We start from the raw sequence: 20,619 nt of genomic DNA on the forward strand, positions 1-20,619 counted from the left end.
CCCGGCCACCGCCGCTAGAACGATGGGCCGATGGAGAATTCGAAGACGGTCGCATCGTGGTAGATGGAGTTGCGGTTCAGTGGGAAGCCCCATTCGAAGCGCAAGACCCCGATCGGAGAGTACCAACGAATACCGAATCCCACGTCCGCGAAGAATTTATCCTCGGTTAGAAGATCATCTGCCGCACCGACGTCGAAGAATCCAGCTCCCATGATGCCAGCTTCCTTCACCAAAGGGAACTGTAATTCCGTCTGGTACATCGCCTGCTGAACACCACCATAGAAACGCATAGACTGCTCTTTGGCCTTCTCTGGTCCCAAAGAAGGTTCAAGCTCGTCATAGATCATCTTGGACTGTTTCATTTTTCCCACACGGTAGGATCGGTAACCACGTAGTGAGTACGGTCCCCCTAGCAAATACAGCTCACTGAATGGCACTTCCTGGCCTTCCAAAGAGTCGATGCGGGCGTATTGGATGTTATTTCGCCACACTACGTCCCAGAACAGATTCTTGTAGTAGCGGAAGTTCGCCGTTCCGCGAGTGTATTTCAGATCTCCACCCAGACCGGCGTATTCATAAGAACCACTCGTATAAATACCCTTACTTGGCATCTGACGATCGTTGCGTGTGTCATATTCGATACTAGCCGTCAAAGAACTCGTGACGCCAGAGGCCGTTTTCAACGGGAACAAATCCGGATCCGTGATCAACTTGCCGTTTTCGTATTTTTCCTCAAGCTCCGTGTCATCGTACTTGTACTTCAGGAAACCGCGAGTGTACTCAGCGATAGGGTGACCCAAGCGGATCGCGCCCCCGCGGTGATTCTCGTCATAGTCCACACGGCCGGAGTTGGCACTTTGATAGATGTCCGCTCCCAATGACCACAAAGTGTCGCGGAAGTAAGGCTCTGTGAAAGACAAGCTATAGTAACTGCCTGTGTTGCTCAGATTCAGGGACGCACCCAAGTTCTGACCCTTACCCAGGAAGTTGGCCTGATTCACGGACCCCTGCAATGTGAAGCCCTGAGACGTCCCGTACCCGGCCCCCACCTGGATCTGTCCGGTGTTACGCTCTTTCACCGCGATGTCCACATTCATCACTTCAGTGCGCTCTGGATCAATCGACGTCTTAAAGTTCACTTCCTCGAAGAAGCCCAGGCGCTGGATGTTTTCCAAAGACTGACGACGACGGGTTTCATTGTAAAGCTCACCCTCGTGCACCTTCAGCTCACGACGAATGACTTTGTCGCGGGTTTTGGTGTTGCCGATCATATTGATCTTACCGAAGTAAACCTTGTTCCCTTTGTCGAACTCAAACACCAGATCCACACGGCGCTCTTTATCGTTAAAGCGTGTGCGCGGGATCACGTTGGCATAAGCGTATCCAAGATCCCCGTACTTTGCCGTCAACTCGCTGATGTCCTTCTGCAGAACATCGTAGGCAAACACACCGTTGTCGTCGATATTGATCACTTCACGCAGTTCAGACTTCGGGAACAGCAGGTCCCCGGCGAAATCCACGTCACCGACATTGTACTGTTCACCTTCCTCGATACGGATGGTGATATAGATGTTTTTCTTATCCGGAGTCACCGTCACCTGAGGACGATCCACCTTGGCCTGAACATAACCCTGATTCCAGTAAAGGAAACGCAGGATCTGCACGTCACGCTCAAACATTTCTTGTTTGTATTGACCAGAACCACTCAAGCCCGAGAAGAAGCCGCCTTCAGAGGTCAGCATTTTGGATTTCAAGGCGCTGTCACCCAGGTGTTTATTCCCCAGGAAAGTGATCTTTTTAACTTTCACCTTATCGTTTTCACGAACTTTGAAAACCAAACGAACTGTTTCGTCCTTGGTCACTTCCTGAACTTCGTAATCCACCTTCGCCAGGAAGAAACCTTTGTCCTCGTACAGCTTTTGGATTTTTTCGACGGCTTCTTTCACCTTGGCCATATTCAAAAGCTGATAAGCCTTGATCCCGGATGCATCCGCCATGTCTTCTGATTTAACTTCACTGTTGCCTTCGTAAGTGATCTCCACGATGGAAGGCTTTTCCAGAACTTTATACGTCAGCGCGACGTCTTTGCCAGTGACTTGACGACTGACTTCGATGTCGTTGAAGAAACCAAGATTGAACAATGAAAGCACGTCCGCACGAATATGGTCGGCTGAATACTGCTCGCCCACTTTGGTGGTGATCTTTGCAAGAATAGCGTCTTTTTCAATCTTGCGGTTGCCAGAAACTTCAATGGTTTTGACAATCAACCCCGAAGAAGCTTCGGCTGCTGCTTGCACAGGAGCTTTCGCCTTCGTGGTCTTTTTGGCAGGAGCCGCCACAACCGCAGAAGTTAAGAATGTGATTAACAGTGCACAAAGAAGCTTACTCAAAGTTCCCATTCCCCATCATCGGGCCCGGCCCGGATTTTTAAAAATCTATAAGATTTCTAAGTACTTACAATTTCGATGAAGAATCGTAACTTAAGACCAAGGTCCTGTCAAAGCTGCCAGACCGCCACCCGCACTTTTTTAGCCGCAAAGCACAACCCACAAAGCAGCTTCCCCCCTGCAGTCCTTAAAAAAAGACTCGAGCAAAAACCCTGAGTGGCGAGAAGGCTCCAGATGCAAGGCGGAGAAGCTCCCCGCAGCGGAGGCGTGCTCAATGCACGTCGGAGCGAGGAGAGCGCACGACAAGAATAGCAGGAGGCTATTCTTGCGCGTCAGCCCAAAGGGCAAGGGCAGGAGCCCGCAGCACAACGCAGTCAGCTGGGGCCTTATCGACCCTCAGGCTTAGGATTGCCATTGGCCGTCTTTCATTCGATAGACTTTGGGGAATCGTGTCGCAAATGTCAGGTCATGCGTCACAATGACCAGTGCGAGCTTCATTTCTTCCTTTAAGCGGAAGAACAACTCCTGGATCTTCGCGCTGGTATGCGAATCCAAGTTCCCTGTCGGCTCATCCGCAAACAGGATCTTCGGATGCCGCACCAAGGCACGAGCAATGGCCACACGTTGAAGTTCGCCCCCCGAAAGTTGATTCGGGTGGTGATCGCGGCGATCGGCCAACCCCATAAACTCTAGAAGCTGCAAAGCTTTTTCACGCGCAACTTTGATGGACTCACCGCCGACACGGCAAGGAATCATCACATTCTCCAATGCCGTAAATTCCGTCAGAAGATGATGGGACTGAAAAACAAAACCCATCTCGGCATTGCGGAAGCGGGACAGCTCCTCATCATTCATCGCCAGCAGGTCACGACCTTCACAGTACAGCTCGCCCTTATTCGGACGATCCAGGGTGCCCATGATTTGCAACAAGGTGCTTTTCCCGGCGCCGGAAGCGCCCAGAATTGCAAACGCTTCCCCTTGGCGAATATCCAAACTTACACCGCGCAGAATTTCCAGCTCTCCCACACCTTGAGCGTAGGACTTATGAATATCAATGGCGCGCAGAAGAATATTTTCATCACTCACTTCGAAGGCCCTCCACCGGATCCAACTTTGCCCCACGACGAGCTGGCGCAATGGTTGCGATCAAACATACCAGCAGTGTCGCAACGCAAATGGCGATGCTGTCGATAAAACGAATTTGCAGTTTAATGTTTTCCAGACGATACACTTCACCCGAAATCAGATTCAGACTGCTTTGCAGCCATTCAAACAAGTAAGCAATCCCCACCCCAACCAAGAAGCCCAGAATCAGGCCCACAGTGCCCATGAAAAGACCTTGGAAGATGAAAATTTTCTGGATGTCTTTTTGCGACAGCCCCACTGTCTTCAGAATCGCAATGTCCTTGTAACGACGAAGCACATTCATGGAAAGAGTTGCTGACACATTGAACGCCGCCACAATAGTGATCACCAGAACGACAAAGAAGATACCCGGACGTTCGACATTGATGGCTTCAAAAAGGTTTTCATTGGAATCACGCCAGTCCCGCACCCAGTAAGGAGACCCCAGCGTCGCACTTAAATTGAACGCCGCTTCGCGGGCATGATCCACATCTTCCAGACGCAGAATCAATCCAGAATACCGATCCCCGATGTCAGCCAAGGCTTGCGTCGCATTCAAATCTGCCAGAATAAACCGCTCATTCCAGTCATGTTTTCCCAGATCCAGAATACCTTGGATTTTAAAGGCCCCTACCCGGCGCTGAAACTTGGACGGATCCACCGAGTCCGCGACGGGGACGACCACCCGGAAGGTATCGCCGACTTTTAAATCCATTTTTTGCGCCAGATTTTTACCTAAAAGAGCCAAAGGGATTTCACTGGGCTCGGAAAGATTGTCTGATCCCGACATGATACGGCGTTTGAAATTCAAGACCTGCCCCACTCGATCGGTATCCACACCCTGAATCAGGACACCGGAAATCTGTCCTTTGTGTGCAAGCACGGCTTCGATAAAGACAAAGCGAGAGGAGCTGACCAGCGTGGGTTCGGCCTTGCGGATGCGCTCTTCCAGTTCTTTCCAGTCATCCGGAAAACGCGAACGCTTCACCACCTGGATATGACCAGACACCTCGGCCATCGCCGTTTTCAGCGTGTTTTCAAACCCGCTCATCACCGCCATTGAGGCCACCAGAGCGGCCACCCCGAGCACCAACCCCAAAAGGGCTAACGGAGCCGATCCACCAAACAAAGTCTGGCGGGAAAAAAGCAATCGTGCAGCAATCCAGGGAAGTGAGGACTTCACGAAGGCTGGCCTTCTGCCTGCAGCGTGGACTTCAGATAGGCCATGATAAAGCCATCCAGATCACCATCCATGACATCATCCACCTGATTGGTTTCAAAGTCCGTGCGATGGTCCTTCACCATTTGATAAGGATGCATCACATAAGATCGAATCTGCGAACCCCATTCGTTGGCTTTCTTCTGAGAGTTCATTGCATCCTTTTCGGCGTTGCGCTTTTCAATCTCCATCTCGTACAAGCGGGCTTTCAACATCTTCAAAGCCTTTTCACGGTTCTGAATCTGCGAACGTTCTACCTGACAGGTGACAATCACACCCGAAGGAATGTGAGTCATGCGCACGGCCGAATCCGTTCTATTGACGTGCTGTCCACCGGCTCCGCTGGCGCGGAAGGTATCGACTTTCAAATCTTCGGGGCGAACCTCGATATTGATATCGTCGTCCACCTCCGCCCAAGCAAAGACAGAGGCAAAAGACGTATGGCGGCGAGCATTTGAATCAAACGGAGAAATACGCACCAGACGATGCACCCCGGATTCCGCCTTCAGGTAGCCATAGGCATAAGGGCCTTCAATCAAAAGTGTGCAGGACTTGATCCCGGCACCCTCGCCCTCGGTCATCTCAATCACCTGAACTTTGAATCCATGTTTGTCGGCGTAACGCGTGTACATACGCAGCAGCATAGAGGCCCAGTCACAGGACTCTGTCCCGCCGGCACCGGAGTTGATCGACAAATAGGCACTGTTGCTGTCCAACTCGCCATTCAAAACTCGCTTCAACTCCAGATCCTGCCCCAGCTTTTCAAGAGCTATCACTTCTGTTTTAGCTTCAGTGAAACTGCCTTCATCTTGGGCCTCTTCTGCCATTTCCAGCAAAACTTTGGCATCACTCAATCGACCTGCGAATGCGTCGAATTCCCCCACCGCTCTTTCAAGCAGGGTCTTTTCTTTGTTGAGCTTTTGCATTTCAGCAGGTTTTTCCCACAGCGCGGGATTCTCGGCCTGAATGGAGATTTCCTCCAGGCGCTTTTTCTTGCGATCTAAGTCAAAGATACCCCCGAAGCTCCTTGGAGAAGGCTTCGAGAGAGACGATTTTGCTTTTAATTTCAGAGGCTTCAGTAACGATAGACATAGGCCCAGTGTAATCACCAAGCCCAGTCTGTCAAGAAAAACGCCTTCGAGAGAAGGGAGGGGATATCTCTCGAAGGCGGAAGTCAGGGACGACACAGACCCCTATTACAAACTCGATGCCACCCCCACAGCCCTCGACCATTTGCAATATACCCCCACACACCCCGGCACCCTCGCCCCAATTGCCCAAAGCTTCGACAAAACAGTTGCCGCAGAAGGACTCTTTTCGCCCTTCCGAGTGTTTTTTGGGTTTTATAGCAATTTTAAAAGGAGAAGAGCCCCTAAAGGGCTGAGATTTTTTTCAAAAGGACCTCGAACGCCGCATCCTGGATGCTGAACATTTCACGAGCGTCTTTTTCATTGGTTTCATGATCGTAGCCCAACAAGTGAAGAACTCCGTGTAACAGCATGTACCCCAGCTCCTGTTGATAGGTCAGCCCATGTTCAACGGCCTGGCGTTTTAAGACTTCAGGACACAGAACCAGCTCCCCTAAGGAGGAGGGATCCATCGAATCAAAACTCAGAACGTCCGTAGCGTAGTCCTTGCCCCGGAACTCTTTATTGATCTTTTGCGCCGGTTTTTTATCCAAGAACACCATAGTCAGCTCGCGACGTGCCTGATCAGCCCGCAAAACCTTCCGTTTCTTCAGTTCTGCTGTCAGAAGCTCCATCCAATTCAGAATGAACTTGCGCGGAGCTGCGTGTTTAGACTCGTTAACAATCAGAACTTCCATGATCAACCTTGAGAGGGAGTGGTTTGAGCAACGTCACCCAGGCCACCGCCCGCACTGCGTGGATAGTCGATGCGCTGGTGATAGATCCCTAGCAGAATGCGAATAAATGCGGCCTCCACTTTGGAAATATCCTTCAGTGTCAGATTACATTCATCCAACTGTCCGTCAGAGAATTTTCTTTGCGTGATGTTTTTAACGATATTCTGCAAGCGAGTCGGAGTGGGCTCATCCAACGAACGCGCGGCTGCTTCAATGCTGTCAGCCAGCATACAAAGAGCCGCTTCCCGGAACTGCGGCTTCGGACCCGGATAACGGAAGTCCTGATCGCTGATTTCCGGATCGTCCTCTTTCTTCAGATCCAGGGCCTTGTTGTAGAAATAAGAAATCAACGTCGTTCCGTGGTGCTGCAAAACCCCATCAATGATGGGTTTACCAAGTTTATAAGCCATCCCCATTTCCACGCCGTCTTTGACGTGAGCAATGAGCAGCGTCTTGCTCATAAATGGCGAAATATGATCATGTGGATTGTGGCCGGGCTTCTGGTTTTCGATGAAGTAGTTGGCATGCTCCATCTTCCCGATATCGTGATAGTAGCACATCACCTTACCCAACAGCGGATTTGCTCCGATCTCTTCAGCCGCTGCCTCCACCATGGATCCCACCATCATCGAGTGATGATAGGTTCCCGGAGCCTTGACGATCATTTCTTTCAGCAGTGGATGATTCAGGTTGCTGAGCTCCAAAAGCTTCACATCGGTGGTGTAGTTGAAAACGGATTCCAACAAAGGAACAAACATCATCGCCACCAGGGCCGAGAAGATACCACCAATAAAGCCCGCTGGGATGGACAAAAGAATCTCTTTCACCCCACCCTCTTGATCGAACTTGGTCATGGTCAGGATGAAGGCGATCATGGCAGCGTTGACCAGCCCCGTGCGCACACCGGCAAAGTAAACGTCATTTCGGGTCTTGCAGTTATACACTCCCCGAGCCGCGGCAATGCCCCCCACCAGACTGACGAACATGAAGCTGAAGTTATAGTCGACCATGATCCCCAGGCAGACTGAAAGGAAGGCTGTGAAGAGCCACACGATCTCGCCATAAGTGATCAACAGCCCCACCAGCATCGGACCGGCAGCCACTGGAGCCGCGAACAAGAAGATCGACGGCGGCAGAAAGTGCCCCAGCTTCGAGGCAAATGCAGCATCCGTGATGAACAAATAGATCTTGGTGAAGAAGATGATGCCAAAGGCAATCAACATCATCACAGACACGTCTTTGAATTCGATTTTAACTTTATTGATGGTGAAGCGCTTCAGGTAAGAGAAGAATACCAAGATCGCCACTGAAAGCATCAGCGCCATCGCCAGGGACATGATGTCCTTGCGCTTATCCGCGCGGATGTTTTCGATCTGCTTGATCACCGCCATCTGGAATGGCTGCACGACAGAGCCTTGAGCAATGATATTTTGATTCTTTTTGATAGTGATCGTCACCGGAATCACCGCATCGCGGGCGGCCTGACGACGACTGGCCGTTTCCTGCTTATTCAGGGTCATGTTTGGCACGACCAGGGATCTTGCGAAATACAGAATATTGGCCTGATCACTTTCTGAGAAACGATTCAGATCCTTTTTCAGATCCAATTCAAAGTTTTCCGGCGACTGAAGATCCAGGATTTCCTCGCGCGGAATAGAGAACTCTTTACCCAGGTTGTTTTTATGAACAACCCGACCGAGGACCGCGGACTGGCTGGCTGGGATAAATCGATCCGGCGCTTCTGCCACCTTACGGTCATACCAGTTTTCCAGGTTTCGGATCACGATGGCTTCGATGCGCGGACTGAACTTCAGATCAATCAGCCACTCAAACATGAAGTCAGAAACCCCCACACCCAGTTCTTTTTCGAACTGCTTTTTGTGCTGGAAGAAGTCCTTCACTGCCGCCCGATACTGCGCTGGTGCTGTCGGCCACTTGTTTTCGCGATAATAGGCCCGCATCGTGCGGAAAGAGTGAATCAGATTAACAGAAACCCGCTCAAACACGCTGGTGTCGTAGTCATACACGATGGGAACGGAGTACTCGGCCTTAAGGCGTTTTTCCTCGGTGGTGACCTCATCGGTCATTTCAAAGCCCATCGGCGAGACCACGTCAAATTTAGCCACATCACCGACAGTAAAATTGTAAGGAATATCGAACTGATAGAAGATGGTGTAAGACAACAGAACACAGTACAAAAAGATCAAAGCAGCCCGACGAATGAAGAATCTTTCTTCCATCAGCTGCACGATGCGGCCGAAGAAAGTTTTCTCCAATCCGATGGAATCAACCCAGTCTAAAAACTTAAGACTGTGATCCTCGTAGTTCACACGCGTGGCTGGGCTTTCGCCCTTTTTCTGATTCTTACCTCGTTGCATATCTGGTTTTTCTACGTTACTCCAAAATGCGAAAATTGTCGAAATCACTATGCATTTGTGCTAGCAATAAAGAGATTCCATCAGAAAGTCGAGGGGTCCCCATGCCACAAGCACCATCCAACTTACGTCATATTGAGTCCTTAGTCGAGATCGTTGCTCATCTGCGCGGACCGGAAGGATGCCCTTGGGATAAGGAACAAACCCACGAAACATTGACTCAATACGCAATCGAGGAAACCCACGAACTCGTCGAAGCCCTCGAGGACCCTCGCCCCGGCCCAGACAAGGACCAAAAAATCAAAGAAGAACTCGGAGATGTCCTCTTCCAAGTGGTTCTCCACACTCAACTTGCCGCCGAACGTGGAGCTTTTACTCTGGAAGATGTGATCGCGGAGATTTCGCAGAAGCTTGTCCGCCGACACCCGCACGTTTTTTCTGACACCAAGGTCGCCGGCACCCAGGACGTCATCCGCAACTGGGAAGAGATCAAGAAACAAGAGAAGGCCTCGTCTGCTGCACCTGCGCCCTACTCCCTGAACGTACCACCCTTGCCCGCCCTGCAAAGAGCCTACAAAATCGGCAAACGCACCGAGAAACTGGAGTTTGACTGGAGCTCGGTGGAAGAGGTCATGACCAAGGTGGACGAAGAATACAACGAACTGCACGAAGCCCTAGATGAGGGTTCGGATGCCGAGATCGAACATGAATTGGGCGATGCTCTGTTTTCCCTGGCACAACTAGGACGTCATCTGGAGTTGGATCCAGAACAAGTCCTGCGCAAAGCCAACCTGCGCTTCGAGGAACGCTTCACAAAAATGGTCGAACTCGCCCACTCCGACAACAAAGACTTCAGCACCCTCGCCCTCGAGGAAAAAGAAGCCTACTGGCAAAAAGCCAAATCTCTATTGAAAAAGAAGTAATCCTTCCGGACTTCGGAAACGGAAGCGAACTGCGTCCCTCATCCTTTCCCCGGGGACCCTCGCCCTCTATTTGCTGATGACTTGCTCCAAAACAAAAAAGGAGCATCCATGGCAAAAAGAAAGTCCTACCGACACAACTATCATGACTTCGATGGCACTTCGTACGGCGGGGAACTGTCCCGCGGAAAAAGAAAATCACAAAGACCACTCTGCACGAATTCTCCCATTCACCTGGTTTTAAAGAGCAACAAAGCATTCGGGCGAAGGTCCCTGCTACATCCAAAGAATCGAAGAATGCTGCTGAAGTACACGCGCCGATTTGTTTTCAGGTTTCATGTACGACTTTATAGCTTTGCCAACGTCGGCAATCATATTCATATCGTCATCCGGGTGCCGGATCGCCAAGCCTACGTCAGCTTCATCAGCGCATTGACCGGGACTATTTCAAAGATGATCTTTAAAGCAGCGGGCATGTGGGATCTGCTGCCTTTTACTCGTGTCGCCACTTGGGGGCGAGGGTTCCAGATAGTGAAGAAGTATGTTGAGAGGAATGCTGAGCAAGGGTTGATGGTCGTCGAATCGATTATGAAGCGCGATGTGCGATGGCGCTGTGCCGGATTTGAGGGCGTGCTGTGGACATGGTCGTAGCCTCTGGGGCGAGGGTCCCCCAAAAGAGGTGGGGTTAGAGATGGATAGAAGTTTGGCAGTTTGTGGGATCTTCTAATTTCGACGCGTAGTTAGGACCTACAGCGGGCCCCAAAGCCTCACAAAGTGTTGAGAGGTTCGACACAAGAATTTTTTTTTGAAAGTGATTGATTATATAACTTCCTTTGTTTTCAAACACTTAGCATGTCTCACACTGAGACCACTTAAAAATAAAAAAACAAAATCACACAGTTATCGCAAATTTCAGTTTTGTGTCCTTTTAAACGAAACTGAATCCATCAAGTAGCGTGGTGGGGCTCAGGAGGGCATAACCGTATGAGAAAAACAGTGGCAAGCAAAGCAGCAATGATGGCTTCAGCTGTGGCACTAATTGCAGGATGCAGTAAAGGCACAGGTTCCTACTCCCTGCTGGATGATGGCGCTGACTACAAACAGCAGGCCGTCTTCATCCCCAAGCAGATCGACATCCTTTGGGTTATCGACAACTCCGGCTCCATGGCAACTTCCCAAGACAACCTGACTCAAAACTTCGCCTCTTTCATCAGTCGCTTCCAGACCTACAACTATGACTTCCACATGGCCGTCACAACAACCGAGGCCTGGAGAAAACAATTCGATTCCACTTCAACTCTTGCACGCATCAAGGACGGTGCGGGCACCAATCACTCTGGCGTGTTCGTAATGGACAAGAACACTCCAAACCTGTCTGATGTCTTCGCCATCAATGCCAAGCAGGGCATCAATGGCAACGGAGACGAACGCGCCCTTTCCAGCATCAAGGAAACGCTGCTGGATGCGCACAACAACACCCTGGGCTTCCGCCGTCCCGAGGCCTTCCTGGCCGTGATCGTGGTAACAGATGAAGAAGATTTCTCTTCCTCTTCTGCCCAGTTTAGCGAAAGCTATTCCAATCCAAATCTTCACACGGTGCAAAGCTATGTGGACTTCATGGACCAGTATGTGGGTAGCCGCAACTACTCCGTGAACACAATCGCCATTCTCGATGATGCCTGCAAAACATCCCTGAACAACACCTTCACAGAGCGCAAGATCGCCAACCGTCTTATCGAGATGGCCAACCTGACCGGTGGCGTAAAGGCCTCCCTGTGTTCTAACTTCGGCCAATCTCTGGAACTCATCTCTGACTCCATCATCCAGCTTTCCAGCGTCTTTAAACTGAATCGTGAGCCGCAAGAAGACACGATCACAATCACAGTCAATGGAGTTTCTGTGCCTAATGATCCAGTCAACGGATGGACTTACGACGCATCCAATCTGACCATCACCTTCCATGGAAGTTCAGTGCCGGCAGCGGATGCTAACATCACAATCGACTTCTATCCTAAGTCGATCAAACTGTAAAAGGATGTTGTAATGGGTGGGGTACAATCAGCAACTAATCAGCAGCAGTGGTATATACTGCGTGGGGAAATGAAATACGGTCCCTACGAGTACAGATCACTGATCACGATGATCCAGAATGGCGAGCTCTATGACTACAACTATGTCTGGGCATCGCATCTGGAAAACTGGACCCTGCTGGGCGATCTTCAGGAGTTTTCCAAAGACCGCCTGTGCAGACTGATCGAAACCAAAGACCATTTGGCGGGTTCCTTCAAAGACCGCAAATGCCCGCGCGTGGATCTGATCATCCCGGTCTACGCCCACAATGATCACAACTTCTTTGACGGCCACACTTTAAGTGTGAGTGAAAACGGGGCCCTGGTTCTGCTGAACGATCCCCTGCTTCTGCCCGGCCAAAAGATCTTACTCAACTTTAGAACATCTGAGGAAAACCCTCAGACCTTCAACGCGCTTTGTGAAGTTATTCGCAAGAACTACTCAAAGCAAAGACTCAACGTAAAATCCGGTTTGCATTACGCTGTTCGTTTCCTCTCAGTGCAAGAAATCGGTATGGCTCAACTAACTAAATGGACACGCGGTGGCGTTTCCAAGGAGGAAACAAATGGCATTCTTAAACTTCATGAATGATTCCGGCTTCGTCGGTTGGTGCATCCTGCTCGTGGGGATCGGTTCATTGGTCCTTGTCGCCGAGCGAGCTAAAGCTCTTTACAAAGACTACGGCATGAACGTCGATGAGTTCATGGGCAAAGTGCAAAACCTGGTTTTGGCTAAAAAACTGGATGAGGCACTTCTGCTGTGCGCTCAACTTGAAAAGAAGCCACTTGCATCCGCTTTCAAAACCATTTTGGAAAAAGCCGATCGCGATGACGACACCATCTTCCAGGCACATGATATCGCCTTGAGTGAAAATGTGCCTTTGTACACCAAACGCCTGCACTACCTTTCCATGTTGGCCAACGTGGCAACATTGATGGGTCTTCTGGGAACGATCCACGGTCTGATCTTGTCGTTCCAAGCGGTGGCAACAGCCGATCCCGCACAGAAGCAGGCTTTGCTGGCCCACGGTATCTCCGTATCCATGTATACAACAGCATTGGGTCTGGCCGTGGCGATCCCCGCGATGGTGTTCTTCTCGTTCCTAACCGCTCGTCAGAATCAGTTGATTGAAGAAATCTCCGAAAAGACATCCAAACTGACAGAACTTCTGACCAGCGCTCATATCCCGAACCTGACTCGACAGAATGTGTTCCCTGATCACATTACGGCTCCGACAGTGACTCCTCCGTCTCCAGGTCAAAAGGTCTCTTAACAGAGACCTTTCCCGAAGTGGTGGACCTTATTTAACTAAGGATGGGATAAAACATGAGACGCGCACGCAAGATTAAAGTAGATCATAACAGCGAGTTCGAACTGGATTTGGCTCCGCTGCTGGCCGTGATGGTTAAGTTGGTACCGGTCCTTCTGGTTTCTTCTGCCTTTGTGCAGATGATGGTGATTGAAACTGAACTTCCTCAGGTTGTCAGCGAAGCCATTCAGCGCCAGGAAGACCAGAAAACACCCACGAACGTGGCGCTGGAAGTCGATCCACAAGCCATCCGCATTGTCGTAACGGAAAAAGGCCAGGAGAAAGTAGAAACCATCGCAATGAAAGATGGCGCCTACGATCTTCAAGGGCTGCACAACAAACTGGTCGACATCAAGAAAGCACATCCTGAAGTCTTCAAAATTGAACTCAGTCCCGATGGCAAGGTGCCTTACGACGTCATTGTAAAAATCATGGATGAGGCCCGTCAGGCCCGCGATGCCAAGACCAAGTTCCCGGTCTTTGACACCAAACAAGGCAAGAACGTGGAAACAAACTATATGTTCCCAGAGATTGTCTTTGCGAACACCATGGAGGGCTAACACATGTCACGCCGTCGTAGATACGAACCCACAACAAAAAAGAACTCCACATTTGGCCTGAATATCACATCCATGACCGACATGTTCACCATCATGCTGGTGTTCCTGCTGCAAAGCTACTCAACATCCGAGGTGCAGCTAAATCCGGATAAAGAGATTCGCCTGCCTTCATCTGCATCAATGACCAACGCCACAGAAGCCATCAAGCTTTCCCTGAGTGGCTCTGCTTTGAAAATGGATGAAACCAAAATAGCCGATGTCAAAAATGCGGATTTCCTGCCACAGGATCTTGAGGACAAGGACACCAACTTCATCAAGCCCCTGTTCCAGGAACTGGATAGAATTGCCAAGTCTGAGGATCAAAAGGACAAGGCCCACGTAAAAGAAGGACGAATCCTTCTGCAGGCGGACAAGGATCTTCCTTACGCCACTCTGAGAAAAGTCATGTATACGGCATCCATGGCAGGCTTTCCTCAGTTGAAACTTGTTACCATGGTCGGAGAATAAGTTTATGATTCGCACAGTAGTTCTGCTTCTTGCATTTCATCTGTTTTCATTGTACTGCTTCGCGGCTGACAAAAATGCCAAAGGGCTTTTGCCTGAAGTTCGCATGGACAACGGCAGCGAAAGCGAAAATGAAAAAAAAGCCTTCAGCAGCGAGATCATGATCACTCGCTCTGAAAACAGAGCTATTGAGTCCCTACAAACAATCATCAAAAAGAACAAGGGCGCTGCCAACGAAGCCGATCTGTGGTACCGACTGGCAGAGCTTTACATGCGTCGCTCCAAATCGGGCCGATTCTTTGATCTTCATCAGAACACACCTCTGATGAAGCTTTCGCCGTTTCCAGTCCCCAACGAACGTGGGGCTGAGGCGATCAAACGCGCCATCAAGATCTATACAAAAATTGAAATGGAATTCCCGAAATTCAAACAGATGGACGCGGTCTTTTTCAACAATGCTTTTGCCAATCAGCAGATTGGTCAGTTTAAAGTTTCAGAAATTTTATATCACAAACTTTTGACTCAATTCCCCAAGTCCCCCCTGATTCCCGACGGTACTTTGGCCGTCGGTGAGTTGCTATATGACCAGGGCAAGTTCGAACAGGCTCTGGAACATTTCCTGCGCGTGGAAAAATTCCCAAACAGCCGTGTTTATTCCTACGGCATGTATAAAGCCGCTTGGGCTTATTACAATATGCGCGACAGTGAAAACGGCATCAAAAAACTGGTTCAGGTCGTAAAAACCAACCCTCCGCTGCAAGAGGGCGAGGTTCCTACCAACCGCCACAACTTGCGCCGCGAGGCCATGCGCGATCTGACCATCTTTATTGGCGACACCTACCCTGCCAACAAACTTTATTCTTTCTTTGAAGACATCGCCACGGAAGATGAGCTGGGTCAGTCCATGATTGATTTGGCAAAACTCTATGAGTCCCACAGCCGTCAAAAAGAGATGAACATCTTCCTGGAAGAATATATCGACAAACGCTCTTCCGGACCGGATGTGGTGCGCTCTCACCTGTTCCTGGTGGATGCCAATGAAACTCTGAAAAAACGTGATAAGGTGATCGACCATCTTCAATATGCCAGTGACCTTTGTAAAGCCGACTCGGCCTGGAGAGGGCTGCAAAAAGTGGAAGTCGTAGAAGCCTCTTGCGTGGAAGGCTTCCGTCGCACCAGTCTGGATATGGCGAAAAAATGGTGGGAAATCTGGCTGAAGAACAAACAAAATGTCGCGTTCTCTGACCTGACACAGCGCTTGTTCAAATTGATTCTTGAAAATGAAGATCCCGCCAAACCGGATCTCAAAACTCGCTTTGCTTACGCGGAGCTTCTGTTCAAACTGGAAAAATTTGACGAAGCCAGCACCCAATACAAAATGGTGGGCGACAAGTCTTCCGAGGAACCACTGCGCCATGACGCCAACTATGCCGCTCTTTATTCCAAAGAGAAAAGCATCGAAAAGAAAAAAGATGCTCTCAAGGAAGCTGAACGCAAAGAGCTGGCTGCCAACTACCTGGCCAAACATGCCAATGGCAAATTCGCCACTTTGGTCAAATTCAAAATGGGCCATATCGCCTATGAAGAGTCCAACTATCCAGAGGCTGAAAAGTGGCTGACTCCGCTGGCGTCCTTGAAAGGCAGCGAGAATGCTGACATCAAACGTAAGTCTGAAGACTTGATCCTGGACATTCTGAACATCCGCAAAGACTATGCAGGAATTAAGGCCTTCTCCAAGAAAGTCCTGACCTCCAGCTCTGACGAAAGCCGCAAGAAGAACATGAACAAAATCATGGAAGAGGCTCACTTCACAGAGATTCAGGAATTCGCCAAAACCGGCGACAAGAATCAAGCTTCTGACAAGTTGATTGCGTTCGCCAAAGAACACGAAGGCTCAAAACTTTCCCAGGATGCTTTGTGGCAGGCTTTAAGCTTGCAATACACCGAAGGAAAAGTCTTTGAGGCAGCAGAACTGTCCCTTAAGTTTGTGCAGAAGTATCCAGAAGACAAACGCAATCTGGATGCCTTAAAAGAAGCGGCCAAAGCTTATGCCGACGTCGGCCAGATTTCAAAATCAGCTGAAACGCTGGTCAAAGTTGCCGATCTGGACAAGAAGGGCCGCAACGCCCACCTGGAGCTTGCAGCCGATATCTACCTGTTGGAAAAGAAGACCAAGGAGGCACGAGCTGCCTACCACGGAATTCTAGCCGGGGCTGACAACAAGACTCTGGAAAGAATCTATGGCAAGCTGCTGGATTCCTATAAGAACGAACCACGCTCGACTGAACTTGAGAAACTGCAGAATCAGATTCTGGCTAAAGGCATAGAGCCTTTCACAACCCAGATCATGATTGATCGCGCGAAATCACTTTTGGATTCCGGCAAGAGCACCGCCGCCTTTGATCTGGCGATGAAAGCCAACGGACGCAATGTGGCTCCGGAAATTCGCGCGGAGGCCCGCCTGATCCAGGCACGCATTCTGGAAAAAGAGCTGGTCAGCCAAAGTGTCAAGGCTCGCGAAGAAAAATTCGCTCTGGTTCTGGCAATGAAGACCGAAAAGCTCGACAAAGCTCACACGGCTTACTACACCACTTTGAAAATGTCGAAGGATCCGTTCCAGCAACTTGAAGCCATGCGCGGCATTGACCGCTGTTATGCGAACTTCATCGACAGCCTGACAACAATGCCGCTGCCAGCGTCTTTGACTCCACAGGATCAGGAAGCCCTGCGCGCTGAAATCGCAAAACTGACGACTCCGATTCAGGACAAGAAGAATGACAATGAAGCGAAGTTGAAAGTTCTGGCGGCCTCCAAAGGACAAACATCTTCCAATGAACGCAGCTTTGCCGCCATTCGCGTGGATCAGACGGTGCCACCGCAAGTGCAGTACCCTGCGCCTGACAAAATGGCGGTTTTCCTGCCGGAATCGACAGACATGACGATCGGCAAGGTGTCTCGCTTTGAGACCCGCACACCGAAAGCCTGCAACAAAAGCGCAATCATGACTGGGCAACTGGCCAATCTCAACGTCACTGAAGTTGCGGGAAATTGTTATTATTCTAGACAGTACGAAATGGTTGAAAAACTGGGTCTTGAGCTTGCCAAAAACAAAGACTCGCGCGCCCTGGGTCTGTTCTATGCCAGCGTTGGTTCCGAAGCTCGGGGTTTCAATGACAAAGCTTTGTGGATGGTGGAAGCCGCTTTGAAGACGCAACCCGAAGCATCGCCTTACGTCTATCAAAAAGCCCGTCTGCTTTACAAGGAAGACGGTATGAATTCCGCGATGCCATTTTTCGATAAAGTTTTAGACATGCAAATGGCTTCGACGGAAATGAAAACTTTCGCTGCAGTGAAGGCTTTCTCAGAGGGAGATTTTACGAAAGCCCTTGAAAATTTCTCTGCAATGCCGAAAGAACAATTGTATACTTTGAATGTAGGAACCGTGATGAGTGAAGCATACGCTCAGAAGGGTGAAGTCGAGAAAGCGCTGAGTGTGGTGAAAGACCTTCTTAGTCGCAAGAAAGACAATGTCGACTTCCTCTTGCAGCAGGCTCACTTGTTCGAGACTTACAAAGGCAGTCCAACGCTTGCGCTGGATTCCTACGAAAAGGCACTTAAAGCCAGTCAGCAATTGGAAATGCGCGACTGGTTGGGTAAGAAGATACAGTATTTGAAAAATCAAAACAAAGTCGGTCAGCACGTTATCTCGGGAGACTTGTAGTATGGAGGGTACAAGTGAAAACTATCATCACAGCGATGGTCGCTTTCATTCTTCTGGGAACATCGACTGGCTTTGCCAAACAAAGAACAGTCCGTAAAGTCCAGGAAGTCAATTTCGGTGACATGAACCTTAAGGGGACGATTCGCAACCCTGACGGCGCCTATCTAGTACAAAAAAGAGGTATCAAATTCATGCCTCTTTACGATGTGCAAAAAGATATGGATGGCCGTATCCGCGAATCAGCTCTCTATCTAAATAATTAGATTTCATGAGGTGTCACATGCTCACGTTGATTGTACGTCAATCCCTGAAAGATGGGACTGCAAAAACCTGGAAGTTAAGATCCAACAATAAAGCACATACCTTCGGGTCCTCCCGTCTGGCCGATGTTATTTCCATCGCTCCAGACTCCAAGGGCATCCAGGGCATGTTTGAATTCCGTGATGGTGCCTGGTGGTATGTCGATCTCGATATGAACTCCAGCGCTTCCGGCAAGAACTCCCCTGCTTTGCGTCTGGACGAGGAAAAGTCCCTGACTCTTGGCGACTGCGTGCTGAACTTCACGCCGGTGACCAAGGAAGCAGATCTTTATCTGCGCCTGGAACAGGCAGGTCGCGAGCAACGTGAAGCCGGCAAACAGTTCCAGCTCTACATCGTCAAACAAAACGATCAGGTGCTTGAAACCAAAATTCTGCCGATGAATAAGAAGTTCAAACCTCTGTCTGCTTTGACACCGACTACGGTGACTTGCGTCCCTTCCCAGGAATGGCATAAGCAGATGGTGGGTGACCTTGAGGTCAAACAAAGAACAGTCTCTCTGGAAGACGCTGCCCGCATGGCTCGCCTTTCAACAGATCAACTGGTCGATGAAGACTCGAAAAAAGGTGTGTTTGTCGTTCTTGGTGCCGCTCTTCTTCTGGTGACAATTGGCATCTTCTCGCCAAAGAGTCAGGAACTTGAAGTGGTGGCAACACCACCGAAGGCAGCGCAAAAAGTTATTGTAAAAACTGAAATCAAACCCAAGCGTAAGAAAGCTGAATCCGCACCTGCTCAAAAAGTGGTTGTGAAAGAGGCTCCTGCAGCTGCCGGTCAAAAGCAGGCACAAATGCCTACAGGTGGCGGCAGTAAGGTTTCTCAGATGATGAAGTCGATCTCTGGCGGCCGTATTTCACAACTGATCGGAAAGGTTTCCGCGCAGGCTGCAAAAAGCGGCAACGTGGTCATCGCCAATGGTGTTAAAGCCGGCAGCGGTGCATCCGGACGTGCCTTGGCAGCCGTTGGCAGCATGGAACGCTCAGGTCGTGACTGGGGTCGTGAAGGCACCGGATCTGGCGGTGGGGTTTCCACTGTTGGTCGTGGTGGAGGCGGAAGCGCCTCCAGCATGGGTGGCTTGGCGGCTGGCGGCACCGGATCTGGTGGCGTCGGTCTGATCGAAGAGGAAAGTGAAATTATTGGCGGTTTGGATCGCGAGATCATCGCTCAATACATCAAGTCCCAGCTGGGTCAGATCCTTTATTGCTACGAAAGACAACTGAGTGCCAAACCGGACTTGTTCGGTAAGGTCGCAGTTAAATTCACCATCGGACCATCTGGAAAGGTGGAACAACAACTGATTGGTGACACAACACTTAAGAACGCAACCGTTGAGGGATGTATATTGAATAGGGTTGCCGCGTGGAAGTTTCCTGCTCCACAGGGGGGAACGCGCGTGCTTGTGACTTATCCATTCTTATTCAAGAGTACAAACTAAGGCGGGGGTAAATTATCATGTTGAAGAAGACCATTGTAATGTTCATCTTGACGGCATCTCAAGCATTCGCACAACAAGCGGCCGACAGCAAAGCTGATCAACGCGGTAGCGACAAGCTGGACATCAAAAAACTGGAGCAAAAATACTGGGCAGCCAAAGACGATGACTTTAGCGTCGTGCAAAATCGCCGCTACGTCAAAGCCGAGCGCTTCTATTTAACCGGAGCCGCCGGCATTCCGTTTAACGACCCCTACAGCACGGGAACTATCGCCAGCGCAAGTCTGGGGTATTTCTTCAATGAGCGCTGGGGTCTGGAGGCGAGCTACAACTCCGCCAGCATGAAGGACAACGATGCCGTAGGCCAGTTCGTCAACACTTACGGCGTCATGCCCGACCATAACATCTTTAAGTCCTCTTATTTTGTCTCGGGCATCTGGGTCCCCTTCTATGCAAAAATGAGCGTGGTCGACAAGGCCATCATCTACTTCGACATGGGGATATCCGCTGGAGCAGGAACCTTGGACTACGAGATCACACAGAAAGAAGGTAATGTCAGCAAGAACACATTCGCCTATAAACTGGGAGTGTTCCAGCAGATCTTCTTCTCTGAGCACTTCGCGATACGTGCAGATCTGATCAACACCTGGTCCAGCCAGGATAAAATGAAGTTCTATGCGCCCAATTCGACCATCAACTTACCTGGTGGCGGGACAACAACGACAAGTGGCGGAGCTCGCGATCTGGGATCTGAAACAATCAACGATACATCACTGATGATTGGTATCACGTACTGGCACTAATTTTCTCCAGGGTGG

17 protein-coding genes are annotated in these 20,619 nt (G+C 50.0%); 11 read left to right on the forward strand and 6 right to left on the reverse strand.

Annotated features, from left to right (window positions below):
- Window positions 1–14 precede the first annotated feature (14 nt).
- The 6 genes from bamA to ACZ5ZV_RS12470 form a co-directional block, all read right to left on the reverse strand.
- Window positions 15–2,399 (reverse strand): outer membrane protein assembly factor BamA, encoded by a 2,385-nt coding sequence (bamA, locus tag ACZ5ZV_RS12445; protein WP_464117344.1) that lies wholly within the window; start codon window positions 2,397–2,399, stop codon window positions 15–17.
- 390 nt (window positions 2,400–2,789) lie between these two features.
- Window positions 2,790–3,473 (reverse strand): ABC transporter ATP-binding protein, encoded by a 684-nt coding sequence (locus tag ACZ5ZV_RS12450; protein WP_464117345.1) that lies wholly within the window; start codon window positions 3,471–3,473, stop codon window positions 2,790–2,792.
- Window positions 3,466–4,695 (reverse strand): FtsX-like permease family protein, encoded by a 1,230-nt coding sequence (locus ACZ5ZV_RS12455; RefSeq protein WP_464117346.1) that lies wholly within the window; start codon window positions 4,693–4,695, stop codon window positions 3,466–3,468. Before ACZ5ZV_RS12455 ends, ACZ5ZV_RS12450 begins: the two co-directional genes overlap by 8 nt.
- Window positions 4,692–5,823 (reverse strand): peptide chain release factor 2 gene (gene prfB / locus ACZ5ZV_RS12460; protein ID WP_464117347.1). Its coding sequence is split into 2 segments (ribosomal slippage): window positions 4,692–5,741 and window positions 5,743–5,823, totalling 1,131 coding nucleotides; the frame shifts between segments, so codons are not numbered across the junction. Before prfB ends, ACZ5ZV_RS12455 begins: the two co-directional genes overlap by 4 nt.
- 280 nt (window positions 5,824–6,103) lie before the next feature.
- Window positions 6,104–6,556 (reverse strand): rRNA maturation RNase YbeY, encoded by a 453-nt coding sequence (ybeY, locus tag ACZ5ZV_RS12465; RefSeq protein ID WP_464117348.1) that lies wholly within the window; start codon window positions 6,554–6,556, stop codon window positions 6,104–6,106.
- A gap of 2 nt (window positions 6,557–6,558) precedes the next feature.
- Entirely contained in the window at window positions 6,559–8,973 is a 2,415-nt protein-coding gene (locus tag ACZ5ZV_RS12470; RefSeq protein WP_464117349.1) for an HD family phosphohydrolase, read from the reverse strand.
- A 101-nt stretch (window positions 8,974–9,074) separates the two neighbouring features.
- On the opposite strand from ACZ5ZV_RS12470, the gene mazG reads away from it, so the two are divergent.
- The 11 genes from mazG to ACZ5ZV_RS12525 all read left to right on the forward strand — a co-directional run bounded on the left by mazG (window position 9,075) and on the right by ACZ5ZV_RS12525 (window position 20,604).
- A complete protein-coding gene (mazG, locus tag ACZ5ZV_RS12475) occupies window positions 9,075–9,893 on the forward strand; it encodes a nucleoside triphosphate pyrophosphohydrolase (RefSeq protein WP_464117350.1) in 819 nt (272 codons plus the stop codon).
- A 108-nt stretch (window positions 9,894–10,001) separates the two neighbouring features.
- The gene (locus ACZ5ZV_RS12480; RefSeq protein WP_464117351.1) at window positions 10,002–10,541 is read left to right on the forward strand and encodes a transposase; all 540 of its coding nucleotides are present in this window, start codon (window positions 10,002–10,004) and stop codon (window positions 10,539–10,541) included.
- A 333-nt stretch (window positions 10,542–10,874) separates the two neighbouring features.
- Window positions 10,875–11,921 (forward strand): hypothetical protein, encoded by a 1,047-nt coding sequence (locus ACZ5ZV_RS12485; RefSeq protein WP_464117352.1) that lies wholly within the window; start codon window positions 10,875–10,877, stop codon window positions 11,919–11,921.
- A gap of 12 nt (window positions 11,922–11,933) precedes the next feature.
- Window positions 11,934–12,551, forward strand: coding sequence for a PilZ domain-containing protein (locus ACZ5ZV_RS12490; protein ID WP_464117353.1), 618 nt, complete (start codon window positions 11,934–11,936; stop codon window positions 12,549–12,551).
- A complete protein-coding gene (locus tag ACZ5ZV_RS12495; protein ID WP_464117354.1) occupies window positions 12,526–13,233 on the forward strand; it encodes a MotA/TolQ/ExbB proton channel family protein in 708 nt (235 codons plus the stop codon). The genes ACZ5ZV_RS12490 and ACZ5ZV_RS12495 overlap by 26 nt, the downstream gene beginning before the upstream one ends.
- 53 nt (window positions 13,234–13,286) lie before the next feature.
- On the forward strand, window positions 13,287–13,829 hold the full coding sequence (locus ACZ5ZV_RS12500; protein WP_464117356.1) for an ExbD/TolR family protein: 543 nt from the start codon (window positions 13,287–13,289) through the stop codon (window positions 13,827–13,829).
- Between the two features lie 3 nt (window positions 13,830–13,832).
- Entirely contained in the window at window positions 13,833–14,336 is a 504-nt protein-coding gene (locus ACZ5ZV_RS12505; RefSeq protein WP_464117357.1) for an ExbD/TolR family protein, read from the forward strand.
- Window positions 14,337–14,340: 4 nt separating this feature from the next.
- The gene (locus tag ACZ5ZV_RS12510) at window positions 14,341–18,054 is read left to right on the forward strand and encodes a tetratricopeptide repeat protein (protein ID WP_464117358.1); all 3,714 of its coding nucleotides are present in this window, start codon (window positions 14,341–14,343) and stop codon (window positions 18,052–18,054) included.
- A gap of 14 nt (window positions 18,055–18,068) precedes the next feature.
- Window positions 18,069–18,317, forward strand: a complete 249-nt coding sequence (locus ACZ5ZV_RS12515) for a hypothetical protein (RefSeq protein ID WP_464117359.1) — start codon at window positions 18,069–18,071, stop codon at window positions 18,315–18,317.
- 17 nt (window positions 18,318–18,334) lie between these two features.
- Window positions 18,335–19,804, forward strand: coding sequence for an AgmX/PglI C-terminal domain-containing protein (locus tag ACZ5ZV_RS12520; protein ID WP_464117360.1), 1,470 nt, complete (start codon window positions 18,335–18,337; stop codon window positions 19,802–19,804).
- 17 nt (window positions 19,805–19,821) lie between these two features.
- Window positions 19,822–20,604: an outer membrane beta-barrel domain-containing protein gene (locus ACZ5ZV_RS12525; RefSeq protein ID WP_464117361.1), complete on the forward strand. Its 783-nt coding sequence runs from the start codon at window positions 19,822–19,824 to the stop codon at window positions 20,602–20,604.
- Window positions 20,605–20,619 lie beyond the last annotated feature (15 nt).

It is taken from the genome of Bdellovibrio sp. HAGR004, assembly GCF_055397015.1.